Below are 24,405 nucleotides of genomic sequence, written 5' to 3'. Positions count from 1 at the left end.
CCGGTTCAGCCGGGCGGGAGGCGGTACTCCTGTTCCGGTCGTCCCGTGCTGCCGTACCGGAGCTGCATCCGCAGCTGCCCCTTGGTGACGAGCGCGGCGAGATAACGCTGAGCGGTCGCGCGGGACACCCCGATCGTGGCCGCCACCTCCCCCGCCGACATGGGCGTATTCGAGGACGAGAGAGCTTGCAGGACAAGTTCTTTGGTCACCGATCGGGGCGCCCTGTCGCCGGCGCCCGACGGCGCCGGGCGCAGCGCGGCGAGCGCCGAGTCGATCTCGGCCTGGGTGAGTTCGGCGCCGGCGACGAGACGCCGGTACTGCGCGTACGCCGACAACCGCCGCGCGAGTTCGGTGTTGGGAAACGGCTTGACCAGATACCCCGAGGCGCCGGCGGCCAGCGCGGCCCGCACCGTCGTGCCCTCGGCGGCTGCGCCGAGTACGAATGCGTCGCAGTCGAGTTCACGGATCAGGTCGATGCCGGAGCCGTCGGGCAGGTACACGTCCACGAGCGCGAGGTCGACCGGGGCCTCGCGGACCGCGTCGCGCGCGGCCGCGACGGTACCGGCGACCGCCGCCACGCGGAACCCGGCCACCGCGGCGACCACGCTCGCGTGCAGTTCCGCGACGCGGAAGTCGTCGTCGACGACGAGCACCGTCAGATCGGATCCGCCCACGCGGTGTCTCCTTCGTCGAGTACGTCGATCAGCGTGGCGACGAACACCGCGCCCCCGGTGGGATTGTCCGGGGTGCGCCGCCCGCCGGGATCGGCGAGGATCACGTCGCCGCCGTGCTGCCGGGCCACCTGCCGCGCCAGCGCCAGGCCCATTCCGCGACCGCCCGGGACGGCACCGTCGGCGTGGGTGGTGACACCCTCCCCGAAGACCTCCCCGGCGCGGCCGGCGGCGATGCCGGCACCGGTGTCCGCGACGGCCAGGTGCAGGTCGCGGCCGGCCTCGACGAGTTCGACCTCCACCTCGGCGGGGTCGTGCCCGTGCTCGCGGGCCGCCTCGATCGCGTTGTCGAGCAGGTTGCCCAGCACGGTCGTGACGTCCACGGGGCAGCGGACGGTGCCGCGCACCCAGGTGTTCTCGCCGAGGACCAGCGTCACCCCGCTCTCCCGCGCGTGGGCGGCCTTGGCGGTGAGGAAGGCGTGCAGGTACGGGTCGGCGACGGCGTCGAGCCCGTCGAGGGGCCGGCCGGTGGGCCCGGATCCGAGGAGCTGCTCGAGGTACTCGGTGGCCTGAGCGCTGCGGCCTTGCTGCAGCAGGCCGTAGAGCAGGTGCAGGCGGTTCGCGGTCTCGTGCCGCTGGGCCCGCAGGGCGGTGGTCAGCGACTGCACGGCGTCGAGTTCGCGGGTGAGCTTCTCGACGTCGGTGCGGTCGCGCACCGACATCACGGTGCCCAGGTCGCGGCCGTCGCGCAGGACCCGGCGCGCGACGGCCAGCACGATCCGGTCGCCCGCGGCGGCGGCCACCGGCTCGTCGCGGGGGCGGCGCGCGACGTCGAGCAGGCGCGGGGTGAGCCCGACGTCCTCGAGCCGGTCCCCCACTCCGCCGCGCAGGTCGAGCAGCCGCCGGGCCTCGGCGTTGACGACGGTGACCACCCCCTCGGTGTCGGCGCCGATCACCCCTTCCCCGATGCCGTGCAGCACGACCTCCTGCTCCCGGACCAGCTCGGCGAGCTGCTCGGGCTCGAGGCCGAGGGTCAGCCGCTTCCACCGGCGGGCCAGCAGCGCCGATCCCGCGGCGCCGCACGCCAGGGCGCCGGCCGCGACGAGCGCCGCCTGCGCGACGTCCTCGCGCAGCTCCGACCGGACGCGGTCGGTGGCGATGCCGACGCTGACCTCGCCGACGACCCGCTCCGAGCCGGGGGCGACGACGGGCACCTTGGCCCGGACGGAGTCGCCGAGGGTGCCGCGCTCGCTGCGCACCACCTCCCGTCCGGCCAGGGCCTCGTCCGGGTCGGTGCTGACCCGCAGACCGAGCAGCCGCGCGTCGGGGTGAGCCAGCCGCAGTCCCTGCTCGTCGGTGACCACCACGAACAACGCGCCGGTGGCCGCGCGCACCGCCTCGGCGGCCTGCTGGACCGTGCCGGTCGCGAGCTCCGGGTTGCCGGGTGCGACGACTCCGTCGTCGGCGGCCGCGAGCCGGGCCACCTCGGCCCGGACCGTGGCATCGGCTGCGACGGTCCGGGCGACGGCGAGGGCGCGTTGTCCGTATTCGTCGGTGACGCGGTCCTCGGTGGTGGTGACGAACGCCGCGAACCCGAGGCCGAGCGCCACCGCCACCACGGCGGACTGCAACAGCAGCACCTGGGTGCGCAGCCTCACGACGCCTCCGGCAGTTCGGGGTCCGACACGTTGATCCGTTTCTCGCGACGGTACGTCGGTGCGGAGCTCAGCCGAGCGGGATCTGGCCCAGGAGGATGCCGACGGCCAACATGGTGAGCGACACGAGCGTCGCACGCCACAGCACCTTGCGGTGGTGGTCGGCGAGCTGGACGCCGGCGAGGGTGACGAGCAGCAGGATCGCGGGCACCAGCGGGCTCTGCATGTGCACGGGCTGGCCGGTGATCGAGGCGCGGGCCATCTCGACCGGTTCGATCCCGTACTGGGCGGCCGTCTCGGCCAGGACCGGCAGCACGCCGAAGTAGAACGCGTCGTTGGTCATGAAGAAGGTGAACGGGATGCTGAGCACGCCCGTGATCACCGCCAGGTAGGGGCCGAGCGCGTCCGGGATCGCGCCGGTCAGCCACTGCGCCATCTCCTCGACCATGCCGGTGCCCTGGAACACACCGGTCAGGACGGCGGCCGCGAACACCATGGCCACGACCGACACGATGCTCGACGAGTGCCGGACGATCGCCTCGGACTGCTCCGACACGCGCGGGAAGTTCACGGCCAGCGCCAGGCCTGCGGCGATCATGAACAGGACGGGGATGGGCAGGATGTCGAGCCCGAGGACGACGAGCAGGGCGACGGTGAGCAGCGCGTTGAACGGCAGCAGCCTCGGTCGCAGGGTCGCGCGGGTCGGGTCGAGACCTGCGACGAAACCGCCGGTCTCGTCGTCGCCGGGCGCGTCCGGGCCGGATCCGCTGCCGGCGCCACGCGAACCCGAACGACCCGCTCCCGTGGAGCCGCCGCGGCCGGCGCCGGCCAGGACCGGCTCAGCGGTCCACACCAGCTTGCCGAGGCGCCGGCGCTCCATGACACCGAGGTGCAGCGCGAACCCGAGCACGACGACCAGGCCGACGAGCAGCGACGGGATCATCGGGACGAACACATCCGACGGGGACAGGCCGAGCGCGCTGGCGGCGCGGACCGTCGGGCCGCCCCACGGGATGATGTTCATCGTCGCGTTCGACAGGCCCGCGACAACCGTCAGCACCACCGGGCTCACCCGCAGCTTCAGGTACAGCGGCAGCATCGCGGACGTGGTGATGATGAAGGTGGTCGAGCCGTCGCCGTCGAGGGAGACGACCATCGCCAGCACTGCCGTCCCCACGACGAGCCGCGCCGGGTCGTCCCGGACGAGCCGCAGGACGAGCCGCACCAGGGGGTCGAACAGCCCCACGTCGATCATGATCCCGAAGAAGATGATCGCGAAGAACAGCAGCGCGGCCGTCGGGGCGAGGTCGGTGACCCCGTCGACGATCATGTCGCCGAGATCGGCGCCCGCACCGGCGAACAGGCCGAAGGCGACCGGAACGAGGATCAGCCCGACGACGGGAGTGGCCCTCTTGGACAGGATCAGATACATGAAGACGGCGACCATGAGGAAGCCGAGGAAGACAAGCACGATCTGCTCGCTTTCGTCGGTGGACGGTGCGGAGGAGGTTCGAGAATCCGGGTCGTCGCCCGGTGTGATCTCTGCTACACGGAAGTGTGGGGCAGGCCACTGCGGGTGGTCACCGTTGCGTGCGATAGCGCCGTTGTGCGCATTCTGCTCGAGTGCATTCGCCCCGGTCGGCGGGTTTACCGGGACCGCATGAGGGGTACGCCTTCCGCATGGGCGCACGGGGCGACAAGGGTGGCCGGACCGCATCCGGCAGCCCCGGCCGAACGGCTACCAAGGCCGCGGACCGGGGCAGCTCGACCAGGACGACCGAGCGGCCGCGTCGTGCGGCCCCGTCGTCCGGGACGGCGAAAAGGCCGACGGCGTCGGCCACCGCCGGCCGGGAACGAGCGCCCCGCAGACGCTCGTCCGCCACGAAACCGACCGCCGCGAAGTCGGCCGCCACGAAGTCGGCCGCCACGGAATCGACCACGGCGGCACCGCGGCGGACGGCGTCGAAGCCGCGCACCGAACGGGCAACGGCCCCCCGTCGATCGGCGCCGGAGACACCCCGCCGATCGACGTCGGATGCCCCCCGGCGCCGCCCGGGGCAGGAGGCCGCCACGAAATCGACCACCACGGCGGCACCGCGGCGGACGGCGTCGAAGCCGCGCACCGAACGGGCAACGGCCCCCCGCCGATCGACGTCGGAGACCCCCCGCCGCCCGGGGCAGGAAGCCGCCACGCGCCCGGCCCGTCCGCGGACGCGGACCGCCGCCGCGGGGGAGGCACGGCAGCGGCCCCGCGAGCAGTCCCGCACCTCCACGACATCCCGGCCCTCGTCGGCATCCCGGCCCTCGTCGCCGGAGCGCACGCCCCGCCGGCCGGCCTCGACCTCGCAACGCCCCGGACCCACTGGTCGCGGCGAGCCTCTTCCGAGCCGCAAGCCCGGACCCTTCGCGGCCCTCGTCGAGTGGCTGAAGATCCGCGTTCGCCGACTTGCGCGCGCGGCGCGGAGGCAAGGAGCCGCGGTGATGCGCAAGATCCCCGGGTGGACGGATCAGCTCACCGACTCCGTCACCGAGGGCCACCCGATCAAAGGTGCCGTCCTGGAGGGGATCCGGGCCTTCCTGACCGGCAAGAACGTCGTGTGGGCAGCGTTCAAGGGCCTGCTGTCCGGACTGAGCATCAAGGCCAAGATCCTCCTTGCTCTCGCCGTCGTCCTGGTGGCGCTGCTGGCTCCGGTCCTGCTCGTGGTCGCCCTGCTGGCCCTGCTCGTCGCCGGGGTGATCGCGGCGGTACGGGCCGCTACGCAGTGATCCGAAGGTCCTCGTGTCGAAGGGGTGGATCCTGCGCCATCGCGCGAGAGGGCTCCACAGCAACGCCCCCCTCACCACCGCTGCGGCCCCCCTACAGGGCTCCACCGCCGACCAGCCGGTCGCATAAGCTGACGGCGTGCGCCGTTTCGACTTCCCCGTGGACCTGCCCCACGCCAAGGCCGTCAATCAGACCGTCGCCGAGGTGCGGCGGCTGCGGGTCTCGGGGATCGTGCTGGCGGTGCTGTTCGCGGCGGCCGCGGTGTGGCTGCTCCTGATCGGCCAGGCGTGGTCCTTCGTCGTCGCGGCGGTGGTGATCGTCGCCGCACTCACCGCTGCGTGGGTTGCGGTATGGGCGCCGCGCAAGGTGGGCACGATCCAGCACCTGTACCGGGACAGTCCCCTGGTGCCGGCCGTGGTCTCCGAGCTCCGGCCGCGCGGGATGACGCTGCTCGCGCTCGTCGACATCGCCAAGCCGGAGACCGGCGTCCACCGCTATGCGCTGGTCGCCCGGGACGTCACGGCCGTACCGGGGCACCGGGTGCAGGTCGGCGAGCGCGTGCCGTGCGTCGCGGTGCTGTCGGACCGCACCACCCGCAACACGAGCGGCGCGTGGCAGATGGTCAGCCCGATGCCGATCGCGTGGGGCACCCGCGACGCCTCGGTGCTGCGGGAGGCCGCGGCCGCCATCGACGAGACCGAGTGGAAGGTGGTCGAAGGCAAGCTGTCCCTCTCGGACGAGGTCGCGGCCAGCGACGAGCGCCGGCTCGTGCTGGACCCGAAGGACCTGCCCCCCGACCTCCGCTGACCATGCGACCCGTCGTCCTCGCCGGAAGCACCGTCGTTCTCACGGTGCCGGGCCCGGACGACGTCGACGCGATCACGGCCGCCTGCCGGGACCGGTCGATCGTCCGGTGGACGACGGTCCCCGACCCCTACACCCGCGCCGACGCGCAACGGTTCGTCGGCGACGTGGTGCCCGCCGGCTGGGAGGGACACAGTCCGGTGTGGGCGGTGCGGACCACCGCCGACGGCCCGCTGCTGGGCACGATCGGGCTGATCGCGCGCGACCCGTCGGCCGCGGAGATCGGGTACTGGATCGCTCCGGCCGCACGCACCCGCGGGCTCGCGACGGCCGCGGTGAACGTGTTGTGCGACTTCGCCTTCCGCGCGGACGGTCTGAAACTGGGCCGTATCGAATGGCGGGCGCTGGCCGCCAATCTCGCGTCGGCGGCGGTGGCGCGGCGCGTCGGCTTCCGCTTCGAGGGGGTGCAACGGCGCGGCGTGCTGCAGCGCGGGGTGCGGCACGACGCGTGGGTCGCGGGTCTGCTGCCCGACGACCCACGCGTGCCGGCCGACGGGTGGCCGATGTGATCGGCACGGCCGCCGGCGACCCCGGTCAGCGCAGTTCGGGCAGGACTTCCCTCTCGAACAACTCGATGCCCGAGGTGTCGTACGCGGCCTCGGGGAAATAGAGGATCGCGTAGGTCATGCCCTGCTTCTTCAGCGCGGTGAAGTTCTCCACGATCTGCTCGGGAGTGCCGACGGCGGGCAGCCCCCGGAACGCGTCGAGCGCGCTGTCGGCCTTCTCCGGCCCGACGTACGGTTCGAGCCGCGCGCGCAGCGCATCGAGGCGCTCCTGCACCTCGGCCTCGGTCCGGCCGATCGCGACGTTGTAGTTCGCCGAGCGGACGATGGCGTCGAAGTCGGTGCCCACGTCGGCGCAGTGCCCGCGCAGGATCTCCGACTTGTGGGCGAAGCCCTCCGGGGTGCCGTCGAAGTTGGTGTACTGCGCGTACTTGGCCGCGATCTTCAGGGTCACCTTCTCCCCGCCGCCGGCGATCCACAGCGGGATGCCGCCGTCCTGCAGCGGCAGGGGGCGCACGACGGCGCCGTCCACCTGGTAGTGCCTGCCGTGCAGGGTCGCGGTGCCGGTGGTCCAGGCCTGCCGGAAGATCTGCACGCCCTCGTCGAGCCGGCGCAGCCGTTCGGCGGCGGGCGGGAAGCCGTATCCGTACGCGCGCCACTCGTGCTCGTACCATCCGCCGCCGATGCCCATCTCGATGCGGCCGCCGGAGATGATGTCCGCGGTCGCGGCGACCTTCGCCAGGTAGGCGGGGTTGCGGTAGCTCATGGCGGTGCACATCTGTCCGATGCGCACGTTCTCGGTGACCGCGGCGAATGCCGACACCAGCGACCAGGCCTCGTGGGTGGCCTCCTCGGTGGGCAGAGGCACGGTGTGGAAGTGGTCGTACACCCAGATCGATTCCCACGGGCCGGCGTCGGCGCGCTGCGCCAGGTCGCGCATCACCCGCCACTGCTCGGCGGGATCGATGCCGACGAGGTCGAGCCGCCAGCCCTGGGGGACGAAGAATCCGAAACGCATGTGGGTCCTAACTCGGTGTCGTGGTGTGTGCTGCCTTCTCGGACGCCGACGCCGGTTGCAGCGTGCGACGCGGCCAAGCCGAGTATCGCGGAATGTACCGGTACATGACGGCGGCACCGAGCATCGCGAGTCCTCCGACGGTCAGTGCGCCGGCCGCCAGCGACAGCGCGGCGACGGCTCCGACCGCGAACGGGCCGGCGAACATACCGCTGTCGTGCATCAGTCGCCAGGCCGCGAGAAACTCCGCACGCGTCCGCGGCGGGGCGGTGTCGGCCCCGAGCGTCATGATGACGCCGTTGCCCAGGCCGTTGCCGATTCCGAGGAGCACGGCCACCGCCACGAGGGAGATGAGATCGTCCGCGATCGGGAGCGCCAGAAACGCCACACCGATCACGAGCAGCGACGGCACCGCCACGACGCGGCGGCCGAAGCGGTCCATCATCTGTCCCGCCGGATACGAACAGAGCAGGTCGACGCCACGATCAACCCGGCCACGGACACCGGGGCCCCGAGGTCGCGCGCGAGAAGCGCAACCACCGGGGCCCCGGCACCCTGCCCGATCCCGAAGATCGCGGACGGGACGAACACCGTCCGGACGAGCGACGTCGGTTCGAGGGGCGGACTCACGCCGTCGCGGCACCCGCGTATGCGGTGGCCGCGAGGCGACCGGCCGGGCGGTCGAGCCCGTAGTGGCCGCGCAACGTCGTCGCCGTGTACTCGGTGCGGAACAGCCCGCGCTCCTGCAGGATCGGCACCACGCGGGTGGTGAAGTCCTCGAGTCCGCCGGGCAGATACGGCGGCATGACGTTGAAGCCGTCGGCGGCCTCGCTGTCGAACCACAGCTGCAGTTCGTCGGCGATCTGTTCGGGGGTGCCGGCGAAGGTGCGGTGACCGCGGCCGCCGCCGAGCTTCCCGATGAGCTGGCGCACGGTCAGGCCCTCGCTCTCGGCGAGGTTCCTCACCAGTTCGTAGCGGCTCTTGTTGCCCTGGATCCGGTCGATCGGCGGCAGCGGAGGCAGGGGCGCGTCCAGGGCATGCTCGGTGAGATCAACTCCCACCATCCCGGAGAGCTGGCGCAACGAGTACGCCGGTGAGATCAGGTCGGTGAACTCCTGCTCGAGCGCCTTGGCCTCGGCCTCGGTGTCGCCGATGAACGGCACGATCCCGGGGAGCACCTTCAGGGAGTGCGGATCCCGCCCCGCCTCGGCCACGCGGGCCTTCAGGTCGCGGTAGAACGCCTGCCCCTCGGCCAGGGTGCGCTGCGCGGTGAAGACCGCCTCGGCGTACCGGGCGGCGAAATCCTTTCCGCTCTCCGAGGATCCGGCCTGTACCAGCACGGGACGGCCCTGGGGTGAGCGCGGGGAGTTCAGTGGGCCGCGCACCGTGAACCGCGCGCCGTCGTGGTCGATGGTGTGTACCTTGGCCGGGTCGGCGAAGCGGCCGCTGTCGACGTCCAGCTCGACGGCATCGTCGTCCCAGCTGTCCCACAGGTCGACGGCGACGTCGACGAACTCGGCGGCGCGGTCGTAACGGCCGGCGTGGTCCGGTGTCTCGTCGTAGCCGAAGTTGGCCGCCTCGTCGGCGCCACCCGAGGTCACGATGTTCCAGCCGGCGCGGCCGTGGCTGATGTGGTCGAGCGAGGCGAACTTGCGGGCGAGGTTGAACGGCTCGTTGTAGCCGGTCGACGCGGTGGCGATCAGGCCCACCCGCTCGGTGACGACGGCCATCGCGGACAGCAGGGTGATCGGCTCGAAGACCGCCTGGATGTTGTGTTCCACGCGGGGACCGGTCGCGAGGCCGTCGGCGAAGAACACCGAGTCGAGCTTGCCGCGTTCGGCGATCTGCGCGAGCTCCTGGAAGTGTGCGACGTCGAGGACGCGGCGCTCGTCGGTGCGCGGGTGCCGCCAGGCGGCCTCGTGGTGGCCGACCCCCATCAGGAAGGCGTTGAGGTGGAACTGCTTCGGAGACTGGGACATGACAACCTATCCGAGTACGTGGGAACGGACGGACTACTGGTCTGCGCGCCAGCGGGACAGTCGGCGCTCGACTGCGACGAGGATCCCGTTGAAGGTCAGACCGACGAGGGAGATGGCGACGATGCCGGCATACATGTTCGGGATCTGGAAGTTGAGCTGCGAGGCGGTGATGAGATAGCCGAGACCTGCTTTGGCGCCGACCATCTCGGCCGCAATGAGCACGAGGATCGACGAGGCCGCAGCCATCCGGATGCCGGTGAAGATCGTCGGCACGGCAGCCGGCAGGATCACCTTCTGGAACAGGCGGTAGGAAGGCAGACCGAGGGAACGGGCCGATTTGACCAGCAGCGGATCCACGGTGCGCACGCCGGAGATGGTGTTGAGCAGGATCGGGAAGGTGCTCGCGTAGATCACCAGCGCCACCTTCGAGGTCTCGCCGATGCCCAGGATCAGGATGAACACGGGCAGCAGTGCGAGCGCGGCGGTGTTGCGGAACAGCTCGAGGATCGGGTTGAGGAACTCGGCCACCGGCCGGTACCAGCCGATCGCCACCCCGAGCGGGATCGCGACGAGCACTGCGATCACGAATCCGGTGACGGCCCGGGACAGGCTGGCGCCGAGGTGTTCGGCGAGCTGGCCACTACCGATCAGCTGGGTGAAGGCCTCCGCGACCACGGTGAAGGGCGGCAGGAACACCTCGTCGACGAGCCCGAGCCGGGGCGCGGTCTCCCAGACCGCGAGGAAGGCGAGGATCGCGAGGGCCGGCTTCACACCGCGCCATACGACGGCACCGACCCGGCGTCCGGTCCCGGCGCCCGGGGCGGGCACGGCCGGCGCGGGTCGCTGCTCCGCGAGGGCCCCGTCGAGCTCGACGGGGTCGATCAGCGTGGCGCTCGGACTAGACATGCTGCACCTCCTGGGTTGCGGCACCGAACTCGTGGTGCTGCGCGCGCTCGACCTCCGAGTGCAGCAACGACCAGATCCGGTGTCGATAGTGTCGGAACGCCTCGCCGGACCGGACGTCGTCGACGGTGCGATCGATGTCGATGTCCACGACGGTCTTGATCCGCCCGGGCCGGGACGTGAGCACGGCGACGCGCTGTCCGAGGTAGATCGCCTCGTCGATGCCGTGGGTGATGAACAGGATGGTCTTGCCGGTCTCGTGCCGGATCCGCAACAGCTCGTCCTGCAACGACTCCCGGGTCTGCGCGTCGAGGGCGGCGAACGGCTCGTCCATGAGGAGCACCTCGGGGTCGAACGCCAGGCTCCGGGCGATCGCGACGCGCTGTTTCATGCCGCCGGACAGCTCGTGCGGATAGCGATCGCCGAACCCGCGCAGCCCCACCAGCTCGAGGTAGTGCTCGGCCAGCGCGCGGCGCTGACGCCGGGGCAGGCCCTTCGCCTCGAGGCCGAATTCGATGTTGTGCCGCGCGGTGCGCCACGGCAGGAGCGCGTACTGCTGGAAGACGATGCCCCGATCCAGGCCCGGCCCGGAGATCGGCTGTCCGTCGAGCAGGATCCGTCCCGACGTCGGGCTGCTCAGCCCGCCGAGAAGGTCGAGCAGCGTGGACTTGCCGCAGCCGCTGGGGCCGACGAGGACGAGGAACTCACCGTCGGCCAGGTCGAGGCTGACATCGTCGAGGGCAGTGAACGCGGTGTCCGTACCGCGGACCGGGAACTGCTTGGTCACGTGCTCGAGACGGAGCTTCGGGGTGGTGCTCATTTCGCCTCCTCGACGGGTTCACCGTTCGGACCGCTCGACGGTTCGTAGGTGCCGTTGGCGTAGGGGTTGAATTCGTTGGTGTAGATGTCGGCCGGGGTGAACGTGCCCTCGGGCAGTTCGCCGTTCCGGGCGAGCCAGTCGAGCCAGGTCTGGATCTCCTGTTCGGTGATCGTCCCGCCCGGGCCGGCGACGCCGGGGCTCTTGTAGAACTCGACGAGGTTGGTGTTCTCGTTGCGGCCGCGGCCGTTGATGATCTCCTTGTACTCGGCGATGACCTCGTCGCGTGGGGTGGTCTGCGCCCAGCGAATGGCCCGCGCCGTGCCCTGCACGAAATCCGCCACCGCGTCCCGGTTCTCGGCGATGAAGTCGTCTCGGAAGACGTACGTGCCGTAGCTGAACGCCCCGAACAGGGACTCGTCGGTGAACAGCGGACGGATCCCGCCGCGCGAGACCGCGGTCTCGCGGAACACGCTGCCGAGGGTGCCGACGTCGATCTGCCCTTCCCGCAGCGCCTGCTCGGTGTTCACCGGGGGCACGACGATCAGTTCGACCTGCTTGATCTCGTCCGGGGTCAGTCCCTGCTGGGCGAGCCATTCGCGGACGAGGAACTCGTGGTGGGCACCGAGCGTGTTCATCCCCACCTTCTTGCCGATCAGATCCCGGGCGGTGCGGATCGGGCTGTCCTCGAGCACGTAGTAGCCGTTGAACGACTCCTTGTCGGAGCCGTAGTAGCTGATGACCGACGTGATCGGCGAGTTGGCGGCGGCGAGCTTGATGACGGCGCCGTTGAATGCGCCGCCGAACTCGGTCTGGCCGGTGGCCGCGGACTGGATGTCCTGCGGACCGCTGGTGGTGTCGCCCACCCAGTCCAGCGCGACGTTCTCGTAGTAACCGAGGTTCTCCGCGAGTTCGGGATAGGTGACCTGGCCGGCCGAGCCCTGGTAGCGCAGGACGGTGCGACCGTCCTCGGTGGTGGTGGTCTCCGACCCCGAGGAGCAGGCCGCGACCCCCGCGGCGAGGGTGACGAGAGTGGCTGCGACCGCAGCCGACCGGACCAGTCGGCTGCGCAGCGTGGAATACGACATCGCGAGAGTTGTCCCTTACGTTCGACGAAGAGGCCCGGCACGGCGGGCACGGAGAAATGCGGCGCGCGGCGACAGTGAAGGCGTACGCGACACCGGGATTCGCGGTGCGGCAACGGAAGATCGCGCGACGGCGGCCGGCCGGACGGGCCGGCACGCCGGGCTACACCGGGAGGGTCAGCGACAACAGTCCGGACACTCGTACACGGTGGACTCCTTCTGCGGCGATCGGACTCCGGAAGTCTGTCCCGGGCCGCCGCGACGGGTCAACGCTTCGGCGCATCCGTGTGCGGATCCCTTGACATGTTCGGTCCGGTGCCGTACCGGTCGCGATCGCGCCGTCGGTCGGTACGATCGCCCCATGCGCACCGCCGTGCTCGCCGACGCCTTCGAGCAGCATCGGCCGCACCTGCTCTCCGTCGCCTACCGGCTGACGGGCAGCGTCGCCGACGCCGAGGACGCGGTCCAGGACGCGTGGCTGCGCCTCGACGGCGCCGACACCGACCGGATCGACGATCTGCGGGCATGGCTGACCACCGTCGTCGGACGCCTGTGCCTCGACCGGCTGCGGTCGGCGACGGCGCGCCGGGAGAACTATGTCGGCCAGTGGCTGCCCGAGCCGATCGTCACCCCGCTCGGCGGATCGCCGGCCCCGGATCCACTGGAAGCCGTGGTGCGGCAGGAGGACAGCAGGATGGCGGCGATGGTCGTGCTGGACACGCTCACCCCCGCCCAGCGCGTCGCCTTCGTCCTGCACGACGGGTTCGCCGTGCCGTTCGACGAGATCGCCGGCATTCTCGACGTCACGCCGGCGTCCGCGCGCCAGCTCGCCTCCCGCGGTAGGCGGGCCGTCGCGGCCGCGCCGCCCCCCGTGCCGGCCGCCGAGCACGTCGAGGCGGTGCAGCGGCTGATGACCGCCCTCGCCTCCGGGGACCTCGCGGCGGTGGTCGCGGCGCTCGATCCCGATGCCCGGGTGATCGGAGACGCCAACGGGGTGACCCGCACGGCCGTCAACGTCGTCGTCGGCGCGGAGCGGTTCGCCCGGTTCTTCCTGGGCCTGATGCAGCGCTACGGCGCCGAGGCGTTCCTGGCCGGCACACCGGCGCTCGTCAACGGCGAACTCGGGTTCGTCAGCGGGGGCGGCCCCGGCGACGAGACCCACCGGGCCTTCGCCGGCCGGGTCGTCGGCTGCACGGTCCGCAACGGACGGGTCTGGGCGGCCTACGACATGGCGAATCCCGACAAGCTCCGCGGCGTCCTGCTCGCCCGCGGGGACGACCACCGAGCGTAGCGAACCGGGCCGAATCCGCCGACCGGACGGTGCGATCGGTTTCACCCCAGGTGCAGCCATCGGCCGATCGACGGCACCTCGTGCTCGTCGACCGCGAACACGAGGTACCACCCCGGCGGCGCGAGGTCGGGGTCGGTGGGCAGATGCAGCGTGACCGATCCACCCGCCCCGGTGGTGAACGCGACGTCGACCAGGCGTTGCTCGCTGTCGCACGAGTGGGTGCAGGCGCCCGGACGGACGAGGCCGACGGTCTGTACGGCGCCGCGCGGGTGCACGGTCGCGGCAACGGTTCCCCCGTACCCGCCCTCGGCGGCGGCCAGCTCGAGGGTCGGCCGGTCGCCGTGGAACAGATACGGGGGCCAGTAGATCTCGATGCGCAGGTCCTCCGTCTTGCGGGCCGGATTCGAGCCGGCGGTGACCACTTTCCCGTCGGGGGTCAGCAAGGCGACCGAGTGGTAGAGCCGGGGCACCCGAGAGGGCGCGGTGTGCGTCCACACGCCGGTGGCGGGCCGGTAGATCTCCGCATGGGGCGGTGCGCCGTGCGCCGTCTCCTCCACCGCCGAACCGCCCGTGGCGAGCACCGTGCGGTCCGGGAGCAGCACCGCGCTCAGATGCATGCGGGCATGGGCCATCGGGGGACCGGGCCGATAGGCGGGCTCCGGGTCGGTGAGGTCGACGATCCGCGTGTCGGCGAGTGCAGGTGCGGGACTGTGCAGGTCGAATCCTCCGCCGCCGAGGATCATGACCCTCTGCTGCTGGGCCGGCGGCAGCAGCACGCTCGCCGCCTGATTGCGGGAACCGGGCACGGCCAGGCCGGCCACGGCGGTGACGTGACCCGTATCGGGATCCCACACGGACGGCCGCATGCCGTTGTTCCCGCCGTATTGACCTCCGGAATAGAAGATCCGGCCGTCCGCGAGCAGGAACAGGTGCGCATACATCGGGATCGGGCCCGGCGACGGCAGTTCCGACCACGTCGCGGTCGCCGCGGTGTACCGCTCGGGGACGACCGAAAGATGGTTGTCGGCGCCGAGTCCGGACACCGCGACCACGTTCCCGTCGCCGAGGGTGAGCAGCGTCGGGTACCACCGCCCGTACGTCATGTCGGCGGTCGCCGACCACTCCCCCGTGACCGGATCGAAGACGAGCGCGTCCTTCAGACCGTAGAACGGGTCGTACCGTTCGGTGCCCCCGGCCGCGAGAAGGCGCCCGTCGGGAAGAAACGCCTGCCCGACGCAGAACAGGTCGATCGGTGTGGCCGGAGCGTCGAGTTCGGGAGCGGGATAGTGCCAGACTCTGGTGCGGAATCGATGGGCTGCATGGTGGTCGGGATCGTTCCCGGAGCCTGCGAAGAAGAGCACGTCCCCGGTGTGCAGCAGCGCCGCGTGCACGGGATTGATCTCGGTGCCGAAGTCGAGCAGCCGCCAGAGGCCCATGTCGGGCGCCTCGTCGACGTCCGTGACGAGTTCGACCACGCGGAGGTATCCGGTGTTGCGCTGCGGTGGGTTGTCCGTCGCGAGCACGACCAGTTCGGGCCGGGAACCGTCGCCCCGATCCAGCACTGCGGCTGCCGCACCCTGGTTCTCCCAGAAGCCCCACGCCGGGATGGTGGACCACACGCTCCAGCCGTCGAGGGCGTGACCGGATCCGTCCAGACCCCAGCCGATCGTGTAGTGACCACCGTTCTCCCCCGGCGGATTGTCGACGGCGAGCACGATCAGTTCGGGCCGACCGTCGCCGTCGAGGTCGGTGACGGCGATGCCCGCACCCTGGTTCTCCCAGCCGTACCAGTCCGGTACGGGCACCCAGGGCGTCCAGCCGGCGGTCAGCGTTCCCTCGGGAGTCAACCCCCGGCCCAGCCGGAACTGTCCGCTGTTCTGGCCGGGCGGGTTGTCGACGACGAAGACCACGAGGGTGGGCAGGCCGTCGAGGTCGGCGATCGCGATGTCGGCGCCCTGGTTCTCCCACCCGTACCAGTCCGGGACCGCGATCCACGGCGTCCACCCTCCCGTGACCGTTCCGTTGGCGGCCAGGTCGCGGCCGATGCGGAAGTATCCGGAGTTCTGACCGGACGGGTTGTCGACGACGAAGACGACGAGGTCGAGCGTGCCGGTACCGCCGAGGTCCGCGACGGCGATACCGGCGCCCTGGTTCTCCCAGCCCCACCAATCGGGAACGGGGATCCAGGACTCCCAGTTGCGCACCGTTCCGTCGGCGGCCAGCCCGTGTCCGACCCGGTACCAGCCGGTGTTCTGCTCTCGCGGGTTGTCGATCATGAGAGCGACGACGTCCGGTGCGCCGTCACCGTCGAGGTCGGCGACGGCGACGCCGCAGTCGTGATTCTCCCAGCTGAACCAGTCCGGAACAGGCACGAAACCACCGGCCATGGCGCCTCCCAGTATCCGGGTCCGGCCGCGGTCGGGTCCGCGAACGAGACACCACGAACAGTGTCGCCCATCCGCACTCGCGTGTCCGGGACGGACACGCCTAGGCTTCGGCCATGGAGCAACGACTGAGCTTCGTCACTCTCGCCGTCGCCGACCTCGAGCGCACCCGGCGCTTCTACGTCGACGGACTCGGCTGGACCCCGGTCGTCGACGTCCCCGGCGAGGTGGTGATGATCCAGGTCGGCCCGCACCTCGTCCTGTCCCTGTGGGACGAACGGCAGTTCGCGGCCGAGGTCGGCCCCGTGCAGCGGGGCGGCGTCCCGCCCGTTACGCTCGCCCACAACGTCGCCGACCGAGCGGACGTCGACCGGGTGCTGGACACCGCCCGCCGCGCCGGAGCCGATCCGGTCTCCGACGCGGTCGAACGTGAGTGGGGCGGCTACACAGGGTATTTCGCGGACCCCGACGGATTCCGGTGGGAGATCGCCTGGAATCCGGGTCCCATCGGTCAGCTCGTGCTGCCCTGAGCCGCGTCGTCCTGCAGCCACGGCACCCGGCACGCGTCGGTGCTGAATCCCTGCTCGTGGATGCCCAGGGCCGAGTTCATCCGGGCCCGCATGTTCTCGAGCGCGATCTGGTACGTCAGTTCCACCACCCCGGCCCGCCCGAAGCGACGCTCGAGGTCGGCGACCTGCTCGTCCGTCACCGCGACGGCCGCACCGCCGGCTCCCGTCATCGCGTCGGCGTACGCGATCGCCGCACGCTCGTCGTCGCTGTAGGCGTCGGAGGTCGCGTAGTCGGCGATGTGCTCGAGGCGGTCCACGTCGAGTCCGTCGAGCCGCTGCAGCATCGCGCCGAAGTCGACGCACCAGGAGCACCCGACGCTCCAGGCCACCCGGTACACCGCGAGCTCGCGGACGTGCGCCGGCAGCACCGTCGAGGCGCGCTCGACGAGCATCTCGTGCACGGCGCTCGCCCGCATCAACGCCGGATGGTGGGCGTAGACGGCGAACGGCTCGGGCACCTCCCCGAAGCGGCGCCGGGCCACCCGGTAGGCGATCTTCGTCGTGACGCCGGCCTCGGCCGGTGTCACCGCGGGAATGCGCGCCATGACCTTCTCCGTTCCTCGGGTCCCGAGCGGGACCGTTCATCCTTTGGACGAGACAGCCCCGCCGGATGTGACACGACCGCTGCCGGAGGCCGGGAAGGGCGCGGCTAAGCTGCAGAAATGGCAGAAATCGCGTCCTCACATCGGGTCCGCACCGTCCGCAGGCTGCGCCCGTTCGCGTCCACGATCTTCGCCGAGATGACCGCCCTGGCCGTTACGCACGACGCCGTGAACCTCGGCCAGGGTTTTCCCGACACGGACGGCCCCCGCGCGATGCTGGACGTCGCGCGCCAGGCCATCGCCGACGGCGTCAACCAGTACCCGCCCGGGCCGGGCACGCCCGAGTTGCGCCGGGCGATCGCGGCGGACCGCGCCGCCCGGTACGGGCTCGAGCACGACCCGGACACCGAGGTCCTCGTCACCGTCGGCGCCACCGAGGCGATCAGCGCCGCCATCCTCGGTCTCGTCGAACCCGGCGACGAGGTGCTGCTCACCGAGCCCTACTACGACTCCTACGCCGCGTCCGTGGCGCTGGCGGGGGCGAGCCGCCGCACGGTGCCGCTCGCCCGCGCGGGGTCCGGGTTCGTCCTGGACGTGGACGCGCTGCGCGCCGCGGTCACCGAGCGCACCCGCATGCTCGTGGTCAACACCCCGCACAACCCGACGGGCACGGTCTACGACGACGCGGCGCTCGCCGCGGTCGCGGCACTGGCCTGCGAGCGGGACCTGCTGGTGCTGTCCGACGAGGTGTACGAGCACCTGGTGTTCGACGGCCGCCGGCACCGCCCGCTCGCGTCGCTGCCCGGCATGGCCGAACGCACCGTCACCGTGTCCAGCGCCGCGAAGACGTTCAACGTCACCGGCTGGAAGATCGGATGGGCGCTCGGCCCCCGCGAACTGATCGACGGGGTGCGCGCGGCGAAACAGTTCATGTCGTTCGTCGCCGGGGCGCCGTTCCAGCCCGCCGTCGCGTACGCGCTGACCCACGAGCAGCCGTGGATCGCCGCCCAGCGCGACGATCTGCAGCGCAGGCGCGATCTGCTCTCCGGCGCCCTCGCCGACGCCGGATTCGGTGTGTTGGACTCGGCCGGCACGTATTTCGTGTGCGCGGACATCACCCCGTTCGGCGCGACGGACGGTGTCGCCTTCTGCCGGACCCTGCCCGAACGCATCGGGGTGGCCGCGGTCCCGGTCAGCGCCTTCGTCGACGACCCCCAGCAGTGGAACCATCTGGTGCGCTTCGCGTTCTGCAAGCGCGACGACGTCCTCCTCGAGGGCGTCCGGCGGCTGCGCAGCCTGCGGGAGCACGGCTGAACATGACCGCCCCCGCCACCATTCCCTCCGACTTCGTGCGCCGCTCGGTGGTTCTCGCCGCGGCGAACGGCGTGGATCTGGCCCCGGCCCTGGACGCGGCCCGGATCAGTCGCGCGGTGCTCGCGCACCCGCACGCGCGCCTCACCCCCGAACAGGTCACCCGGTTCACGCAGAAGACCTGGGAGCTCACCGGTGACGAGTTGTTCGGCCTCGGGCCGGGGCCGGTGCCCCGCGGCACCTTCCGCGTGATGTGCCTGACGCTGATCCACTGCCGGGACCTGGCCCAGGCCCTCGAACGGATGATCGAGGTCAACCGCGTGCTGCCGACGCTGCCGAGACTGCGGCTGACGCCGGGCCCGCAGACGACCCGGCTCGAGGTGGTGCTGCCGGAGCCGTGCGACGACAAGACCCGCGTCATCATCGATTTCCTGCTCATCCTGCTGCACCGCTTCGCGGCCTGGCTCGTCGGCGGACGAGTACGGCTGGCGTCGGTCACGGTTCCCTACGGCGAGCCCGATCCGGTGCTCGCGAAGAACTACGACGCGATCTTCGGGGTGCCGGTCACCTTCGACGCCGACGGGGCGGCGCTCGAAATCGACAACGCGGCACTGCGGTCGCCCATCGTCCAGACCGAGGAGACGCTCGAGGACTATCTGCGCGAATCGCCGAATCTGATGATGTCGGAACGCGACTACGACTCCACCGCCGCGTCGCAGGTGCGGCGGATCTTCGAGTCGGGCATCGAGGGACGCACGGCGACCGCCGAGGAAGTCGCGGAGATGCTGTCGGTGAGCGCACCGCATCTGCGGCGCCTGCTCCGGCAGGAGGGCACCTCGCTCGGGCAGTTGCGCGAGGAGGTGCTGCGCGACACGGCGATCGCCGGGCTGCGCCGCGGCGAACCGGTGGACGCGCTGTCGGCCCGCCTCGGCTTCTCCGAGCCGAGCGCGTTCCGGCGTGCCTTCAAGCGATGGACGGGCAAGACCCCGCGCGCGTATCGGTAGGTCCGCCGGTTCACCCGACGCAGAACTCGTTGCCCTCCGGGTCGGTCATGGTGATCCACTCGCTCGGCCCCTGCCGGCCCCGGTGCAGGACGGTCGCGCCCGCCTCGACGAGCCGCCCGGCGAGCGCCTCACGTTCCTCCCCGGCCCGGATGTCGAAGTGCAGCCGGTTCTTCACCGTCTTGCCCTCGGGCACCCGCTGGAAGAGCACGCGCGGACGCGCGGGCACCTCGGGATCGGAGATCGCGGCGCCCGCCTTCCAGACCAGGACGCCCTCGAAGATCTCGGTGTCGTCCTCGCGGGCGTGGCCGGCCGCGACCAGGCCGCGGATGAAGTCCTCGTTGCTCGGCTCCACCCGCCAGCCCAGCGCGGCCGCCCACCATTTCGCCAGCGTGTGCGGGCTGTCGGAATCGACCGTCACCTGGAATTCGTAACCCATGCGGCGACGGTACGACGAGACTCCGACAGGTCAGGGCTGAACGAGGATCCGGATCGGATCCCCGATGTGGTTGTGCAGCTTCTCGATGCCCTCGGCGATGTTCTCCAGCGGCACGATCTCGCTGATCGAGCGGGAGATGTCCAGGCGGCCGCGGGAGACGAGCGCGGCGAGCGTTTCGATGTCGACATTCTTGTAGCCGAGGTGGCCCATCACGTGCTTGCGCGACAGTCCGAACGTGGCGGTGGGGCCCAGGGAGGCCTCCTGCCCGCTCAGCCCGACGACCACGACGCGGCCACCCGTCATCACGCACTGCAGGGCCTGGTCGAAGGTGGCCTTCACGCCCGCCGAGTCGAAGGCCACGTCGAGCATCTTCCCGCCGGTCGCCTCGGCGACCCTCTGCACCAGGTCCGGGTCGCGGGAGTCGAACGCATAGTCGGCGCCGAGTTCGAGGGCCCGCTCCCGCACCGCGGGGTTGATGTCGAACGCGAGGACCGGCACGGCACCGATCAGCCGGGCGAGCTGCACGATGTGGGTGCCCACTCCGCCGACCCCCCACACGCCGACGGCCTCGCCCACCTGTACCTGCCCGGTGCGCACGACGGCGCCGAACGGCGTGGACACCGCGTCGGCGAGGATCGCCGCCTGCTCGAGCGGGACGTTGTCGGGCACGAGGGTGAGACCGCCCGCCTGTGCGACGGTGTACTCGGCCCAGGCGCCGTCGTACGCGAAGGCCATCAACTGGATGTTCAGGCAGTTGGTCAGGTCGCCGCGCCGGCACTTGCGGCACTGCATGCACGGTCGTCCGGCCGAGGGCACGACGCGGTCCCCGACCTCCCACCCGGTCACGCCGTCCCCGACGGCCGCGATGATCCCGGCGGCTTCGTGGCCCTGGGTGACCACCGGCAGCAGGGCCGGGAAGGTGCCGTCGAGCAGGCTCAGGTCCGAGTGGCAGATGCCGCAGAAGGCGACCTTGACGAGCACCTCGCCGGGGCCCGGCGACGGAATCGGAACATCTTCCAGCACATTGGTTCTGGTGTCCGCATGAAAACGCGCGGCGCGCATCGTCTCGGTCATGATCCCCTCATCCTGTTGTGCGGCGGCAGCCAGGGGCGACCCTACTCCCGGCGCATGCGGCGTTGCGCATGTTTGTGCCGCGGATCTCCGCGACGGGTTGCATCCGCCCACGGCGGGTGAGAGCGTCGGAAGGAACCGTCATCGACTTCGAGAGGGTGATTCGCAACAATGCAGACGGCCGTCATCGACGACTACCCGACCCGGAACCGCACGAACTGCGTGAGCGTGTCCCGGCCGGATCCGGTGGTGTGGGGATCGGCAACGGGGCCGCCGGACGCCCCGGCCGTCGCCGAGTACGACCGGCGCGGGTTCCACACCGTCGACGCGCTCCTGCCGGCGCACGACGTCGGAAATCTGCTCGACGAGACGGCACGTCTGGGCCGGGATCTGGCCGACGACGAGCGGGTCGTGCGGGAGGCGGGAAGCGGGGACGTGCGCTCCGTGTTCGACGTGCACCGCCTCTCCGGCACGGTCGCCGAGATCGTCCGGCGACCGGAGATCGCCGGAATCGCCCGCCAACTCCTCGGCTCGGCGGTCTACATCCACCAATCGAGGCTGAACGTCAAGCCGGGATTCCGCGGCGGACCGTTCTACTGGCACTCCGATTTCGAGACCTGGCACGCCGAGGACGGGATGCCGCGTCCGCGGGCGCTGAGCATCTCCGTCGCGCTGACCGAGAACTACGGTTACAACGGCGGTTTGATGATCATGCCCGGTTCGCACCGGACCTTCGTCTCGTGCGCCGGTACCACCCCCGACGACTACTACCGGCAGTCCCTCGTCACGCACGTGCCCCCCACCGGTTCGCCCGACGAGGACACGCTGACCTCGATGGCCGCCGAGCACGGCATCGCCACGTTCACCGGCTCGGCCGGTTCGGCCACGGTGTTCGACGCGAACTGCATGCACGGTTCGAACGGCAACATCACCCCGTTCCCCCGGTCGAATCTGTTCGTGGTGTTCAACAGTGTCGAGAACGCGCTCGTCGAGCCGTTCTCGGCGCCGCGCCGGCGGCCGGACTACCTCGGCAGCCGGGACTTCACTCCCCTGCACTGACCCGAACGGACGTGCTGACACGAACGGACGCGGGGTGCGACCGGCGCGGGCCGGGCGCACCCCGCATCGCGGCGCTCACACGCGGGCGGTGTCCGCCACGTCGATCGGCAGCGTGCGGGCACGCGGTGTGCGCAGCAGCCGGGTGAGCGTGAACCGGCCCAGCTCCGGATCGTAGGGCCGGTAGGCCAGATACACGAGCACGTGGAACGCCCAGTGCGCCCGCAGGATTCGGCGAAGCACCGGATTCATCCGGCCGTGCAGTTCGAACGTGGCGGTTCCGGAGCGGATGTACTTGGTGTACTCCCGCGGCGGCGTCAGCGCACGCCGTGGGGAGATGTCGACGAACAGCTCGGAGAGCTGGGCGATCTCGATGTCGGCCTCGCGCAGGCACAGGGCCAGGTCGAGGTCTTCGTGGATCCCGGCATCCGTGCTGACCGCGTCGCGGACGCGCTGCCAGGCCGACCGGCGCACGGCCATGTTGGCACCGTGCAGGTTGTCGATGCGGCGCTCACCGCCGAAGAAGCCCTTGCGCACGCGCTGCTCGATATACCGGCGCTTGAGCTCCCGGTACGGCGAGTCGTAGGAGTTGCTGAGTCCGCTGACGGCACCGACGCTCTCGGTGTCTGCACGCGCGAAGAAGTCGAGGATCGCGCGGGCCCATCCGGGCCGCACCCGCGTGTCGGCGTCGATCCGGCCGAGGAGATCTCCTGCCGCCGAGTCGAATCCGGCATTGCGGGCGAATGCGACGCCGGGGCGGGGCTCGACGATCCGGCGGACGATCGGAGACCGCTCGGCGATCGCGTCGACGATCTCGCCCGTCCTGTCCGTCGAATTGTTGTCCACTACCACGATTTCGCGGATGTCCGCTTCCTGCTCCAACAGCGCCGCCAGGCACGGACCGATGTAGCGTTCCTCGTTGTACGCCGGCACGACCACCGACAGCGTGTGCTGATGCATGCCTCCGACGCTACCGCGACCGGCCGCGCGCCGCGGAGCGCCGAGGGCGGGAACCGTTCCGGGACATCCCCCGAAACGGTTCCCGGGCACCGGCGTCAGGGGCGCCGCGGGCCTCAGGCGCGCCGGCGGCGCACCGCGGGCCTCAGGCGCGCCGGCGGCGCACCGCGTCGGCCAGCCGGTCGAGCTGGTCGGCCGTGGTGGCCCAGTCGAGGCACGCGTCGGTGATCGACTTGCCGTACTCGAGCTCGTCGGACCGGCCCAGGGTCAGGTCCTGACGGCCCGCCGCGAGGAAGCTCTCCAGCATCACACCGACGATGCCCTTCTCGCCCGCGACGAGCCGCTCGGCGATGTCGGTGACGACGTCGACCTGCTTCTCGTGGTTCTTGCTGCTGTTGCCGTGGCTCGCGTCGATCACGACGCGCTCGGGCAGACCGGCCTTGCGCAGGCGGGCCATGGTGTCGGCGACCGTCCCGGCGTCGTAGTTGGGGCCGGCGGAGCCGCCGCGCAGGATGACGTGGCAGTCGGGGTTGCCGACGGTCTCGATGAGCGCGGCCTGCCCGTCGAGATCGGTGCCGGGGAACACGTGGCTCGCGGCGGCGGCGCGGGTGCCGTCGACGGCCACCTGCACGTCACCCTCGGTGGAGTTCTTGATGCCGACCGGCATGGACAGGGCGCTGCACAGTTGCCGGTGTACCTGGCTGGCCGCGGTGCGGGCACCGATCGCGCCGTAGGTGACCAGATCCGCGTAGTACTGCGGCAGGATCGGGTCGAGGAACTCGCACCCGACCGGCAGTCCGAGGCCGGACACGTCGAGCAGCAGCTTGCGGCCGATGCGCAGACCGGTGTTGATGTCGTAGGTGCCGTCGAGGTGCGGGTCGTTGAGCAGGCCCTTCCACCCGAGGGTGGTGCGCGGCTTCTCGAAGTACACCCGCATCACCACGTGCAGGTCGTCGCGCAGATCGTCGGCCTTGGCGGCGAGGCGGCGCGCGTAGTCCATCGCGGCGGCGGGGTCGTGCACCGAGCACGGCCCGACCACGACGAGCAGCCGGTCGTCGGTGCCGTCGAGGATCGCCACGGTGTCGGCGCGGCCCGAGCGCACGGTGGCGGCGGCCACCTCGTCGGGGGCGTGCTCGCCGCGGACGACGGCCGGGGCGACGAGCGGGCTGATCCGCACGGTCCGCTGTTCGTCGAGATTCGCGGTGGAGATGGAGGTGCTGGTGGTCATCGGGGTTCGGTTCCTGTTCCCGGGCCGACCCTGGCTGAACCTGAAAGATCCCAGCGAGCCGGTCCGTGTCCGGCTCGTAGGTGGAAGAAGTCAGCGCGCGGTTACGCCGACCGACCCACCCCGGGCCGGCCTGCTAAACCAGAAATATGCACGCTGCATGACGGACACCCTACCCGAGCCCCCGCGGGGGTGCACATCGGGGGCCCGGGGCGAGTCCGCATTGCCAGCGCGACGGCGCCGACCCCCCTACGATCGGAACGAACCGAGAACACTGCCCGTACCGCCGAGACGATCGCCGAG

The 24,405-nt window shown here is 71.2% G+C and carries 23 protein-coding genes; 8 read left to right on the top strand and 15 right to left on the bottom strand.

Translation table 11 applies throughout. The features are described 5' to 3' along the window. Window positions 1-5 precede the first annotated feature (5 nt). The 3 genes from KZJ41_RS06650 to KZJ41_RS06640 form a co-directional block, all read right to left on the bottom strand. Window positions 6-674 (bottom strand): response regulator, encoded by a 669-nt coding sequence (locus KZJ41_RS06650; protein ID WP_006936178.1) that lies wholly within the window; start codon window positions 672-674, stop codon window positions 6-8. Then, a complete protein-coding gene (locus KZJ41_RS06645) occupies window positions 656-2,329 on the bottom strand; it encodes a sensor histidine kinase (protein ID WP_006936181.1) in 1,674 nt (557 codons plus the stop codon). The genes KZJ41_RS06650 and KZJ41_RS06645 overlap by 19 nt, the downstream gene beginning before the upstream one ends. A 67-nt stretch (window positions 2,330-2,396) precedes the next feature. Further along, window positions 2,397-3,797, bottom strand: a complete 1,401-nt coding sequence (locus KZJ41_RS06640) for a CitMHS family transporter (RefSeq protein WP_065922944.1) — start codon at window positions 3,795-3,797, stop codon at window positions 2,397-2,399. Window positions 3,798-4,807: 1,010 nt separating this feature from the next. Between KZJ41_RS06640 and KZJ41_RS06635 the strand changes: the two genes are divergently transcribed. From KZJ41_RS06635 to KZJ41_RS06625, 3 genes are all read left to right on the top strand, one after another. Next, a complete protein-coding gene (locus KZJ41_RS06635) occupies window positions 4,808-5,092 on the top strand; it encodes a hypothetical protein (protein WP_232334102.1) in 285 nt (94 codons plus the stop codon). 136 nt (window positions 5,093-5,228) lie between these two features. Continuing rightward, the gene (locus KZJ41_RS06630) at window positions 5,229-5,897 is read left to right on the top strand and encodes a DUF3239 domain-containing protein (protein ID WP_006931132.1); all 669 of its coding nucleotides are present in this window, start codon (window positions 5,229-5,231) and stop codon (window positions 5,895-5,897) included. Between the two features lie 2 nt (window positions 5,898-5,899). After that, window positions 5,900-6,463, top strand: coding sequence for a GNAT family N-acetyltransferase (locus tag KZJ41_RS06625; protein ID WP_006931131.1), 564 nt, complete (start codon window positions 5,900-5,902; stop codon window positions 6,461-6,463). A 25-nt stretch (window positions 6,464-6,488) separates the two neighbouring features. On the opposite strand, the gene KZJ41_RS06620 is transcribed toward KZJ41_RS06625, so the two are convergent. From KZJ41_RS06620 to KZJ41_RS06595, 6 genes are all read right to left on the bottom strand, one after another. Then, entirely contained in the window at window positions 6,489-7,475 is a 987-nt protein-coding gene (locus KZJ41_RS06620; protein WP_006931130.1) for an LLM class F420-dependent oxidoreductase, read from the bottom strand. Between the two features lie 7 nt (window positions 7,476-7,482). Further along, window positions 7,483-7,944 (bottom strand): MFS transporter, encoded by a 462-nt coding sequence (locus KZJ41_RS06615; protein WP_373566477.1) that lies wholly within the window; start codon window positions 7,942-7,944, stop codon window positions 7,483-7,485. Window positions 7,945-8,098: 154 nt separating this feature from the next. Next, entirely contained in the window at window positions 8,099-9,451 is a 1,353-nt protein-coding gene (locus KZJ41_RS06610; RefSeq protein WP_065922945.1) for an LLM class flavin-dependent oxidoreductase, read from the bottom strand. Window positions 9,452-9,484: 33 nt separating this feature from the next. After that, window positions 9,485-10,357: an ABC transporter permease gene (locus KZJ41_RS06605; RefSeq protein WP_006931126.1), complete on the bottom strand. Its 873-nt coding sequence runs from the start codon at window positions 10,355-10,357 to the stop codon at window positions 9,485-9,487. Continuing rightward, window positions 10,350-11,174, bottom strand: coding sequence for an ABC transporter ATP-binding protein (locus KZJ41_RS06600; protein ID WP_029541783.1), 825 nt, complete (start codon window positions 11,172-11,174; stop codon window positions 10,350-10,352). The genes KZJ41_RS06605 and KZJ41_RS06600 overlap by 8 nt, the downstream gene beginning before the upstream one ends. Further along, window positions 11,171-12,259, bottom strand: a complete 1,089-nt coding sequence (locus KZJ41_RS06595; RefSeq protein ID WP_050034701.1) for an ABC transporter substrate-binding protein — start codon at window positions 12,257-12,259, stop codon at window positions 11,171-11,173. The genes KZJ41_RS06600 and KZJ41_RS06595 overlap by 4 nt, the downstream gene beginning before the upstream one ends. A gap of 358 nt (window positions 12,260-12,617) precedes the next feature. On the opposite strand from KZJ41_RS06595, the gene KZJ41_RS06590 reads away from it, so the two are divergent. Then, window positions 12,618-13,547, top strand: coding sequence for a sigma-70 family RNA polymerase sigma factor (locus KZJ41_RS06590; RefSeq protein WP_065922946.1), 930 nt, complete (start codon window positions 12,618-12,620; stop codon window positions 13,545-13,547). 41 nt (window positions 13,548-13,588) lie between these two features. Here the strand turns inward: KZJ41_RS06590 and KZJ41_RS06585 are convergent, their stop codons facing one another. Beyond that, window positions 13,589-15,934 carry a galactose oxidase-like domain-containing protein gene (locus KZJ41_RS06585; RefSeq protein WP_065922947.1) on the bottom strand — a complete coding sequence of 782 codons (2,346 nt, stop codon included), beginning with the start codon at window positions 15,932-15,934 and terminating at the stop codon, window positions 13,589-13,591. Between the two features lie 113 nt (window positions 15,935-16,047). On the opposite strand from KZJ41_RS06585, the gene KZJ41_RS06580 reads away from it, so the two are divergent. Continuing rightward, on the top strand, window positions 16,048-16,461 hold the full coding sequence (locus tag KZJ41_RS06580; protein WP_006931112.1) for a VOC family protein: 414 nt from the start codon (window positions 16,048-16,050) through the stop codon (window positions 16,459-16,461). On the opposite strand, the gene KZJ41_RS06575 is transcribed toward KZJ41_RS06580, so the two are convergent. Next, entirely contained in the window at window positions 16,443-17,045 is a 603-nt protein-coding gene (locus KZJ41_RS06575) for a carboxymuconolactone decarboxylase family protein (protein ID WP_006931110.1), read from the bottom strand. The two genes, KZJ41_RS06580 and KZJ41_RS06575, sit on opposite strands and share 19 nt — an antisense overlap. 117 nt (window positions 17,046-17,162) lie before the next feature. Here KZJ41_RS06575 and KZJ41_RS06570 point away from each other — a divergent pair, with 117 nt between their 5' ends. Continuing rightward, complete coding sequence (locus KZJ41_RS06570) at window positions 17,163-18,356, top strand: pyridoxal phosphate-dependent aminotransferase (protein ID WP_080688542.1); 1,194 nt, start codon at window positions 17,163-17,165, stop codon at window positions 18,354-18,356. A gap of 2 nt (window positions 18,357-18,358) precedes the next feature. Further along, the gene (locus tag KZJ41_RS06565; protein WP_006931106.1) at window positions 18,359-19,357 is read left to right on the top strand and encodes an AraC family transcriptional regulator; all 999 of its coding nucleotides are present in this window, start codon (window positions 18,359-18,361) and stop codon (window positions 19,355-19,357) included. A 10-nt stretch (window positions 19,358-19,367) separates the two neighbouring features. Here KZJ41_RS06565 and KZJ41_RS06560 read toward each other — a convergent pair whose 3' ends face one another. Then, complete coding sequence (locus KZJ41_RS06560; RefSeq protein WP_029541773.1) at window positions 19,368-19,793, bottom strand: VOC family protein; 426 nt, start codon at window positions 19,791-19,793, stop codon at window positions 19,368-19,370. A 30-nt stretch (window positions 19,794-19,823) separates the two neighbouring features. Then, entirely contained in the window at window positions 19,824-20,867 is a 1,044-nt protein-coding gene (locus KZJ41_RS06555) for a zinc-binding dehydrogenase (RefSeq protein ID WP_006931096.1), read from the bottom strand. A 168-nt stretch (window positions 20,868-21,035) separates the two neighbouring features. On the opposite strand from KZJ41_RS06555, the gene thpD reads away from it, so the two are divergent. Further along, window positions 21,036-21,923 (top strand): ectoine hydroxylase, encoded by an 888-nt coding sequence (gene thpD, locus KZJ41_RS06550; protein ID WP_029541769.1) that lies wholly within the window; start codon window positions 21,036-21,038, stop codon window positions 21,921-21,923. Window positions 21,924-21,998: 75 nt separating this feature from the next. On the opposite strand, the gene KZJ41_RS06545 is transcribed toward thpD, so the two are convergent. Then, on the bottom strand, window positions 21,999-22,880 hold the full coding sequence (locus tag KZJ41_RS06545; RefSeq protein ID WP_065922948.1) for a glycosyltransferase family 2 protein: 882 nt from the start codon (window positions 22,878-22,880) through the stop codon (window positions 21,999-22,001). A 142-nt stretch (window positions 22,881-23,022) separates the two neighbouring features. After that, window positions 23,023-24,105 (bottom strand): 3-deoxy-7-phosphoheptulonate synthase, encoded by a 1,083-nt coding sequence (locus KZJ41_RS06540; protein ID WP_029541763.1) that lies wholly within the window; start codon window positions 24,103-24,105, stop codon window positions 23,023-23,025. Window positions 24,106-24,405 lie beyond the last annotated feature (300 nt).

The organism is Rhodococcus sp. 11-3 (assembly GCF_023704055.1).
GTDB classification, from domain to species: domain Bacteria; phylum Actinomycetota; class Actinomycetes; order Mycobacteriales; family Mycobacteriaceae; genus Rhodococcus; species Rhodococcus aetherivorans.
The sequence above is the reverse complement of the archived record's forward strand: the minus strand, read 5'-3'. Positions and strand labels throughout refer to the sequence as shown.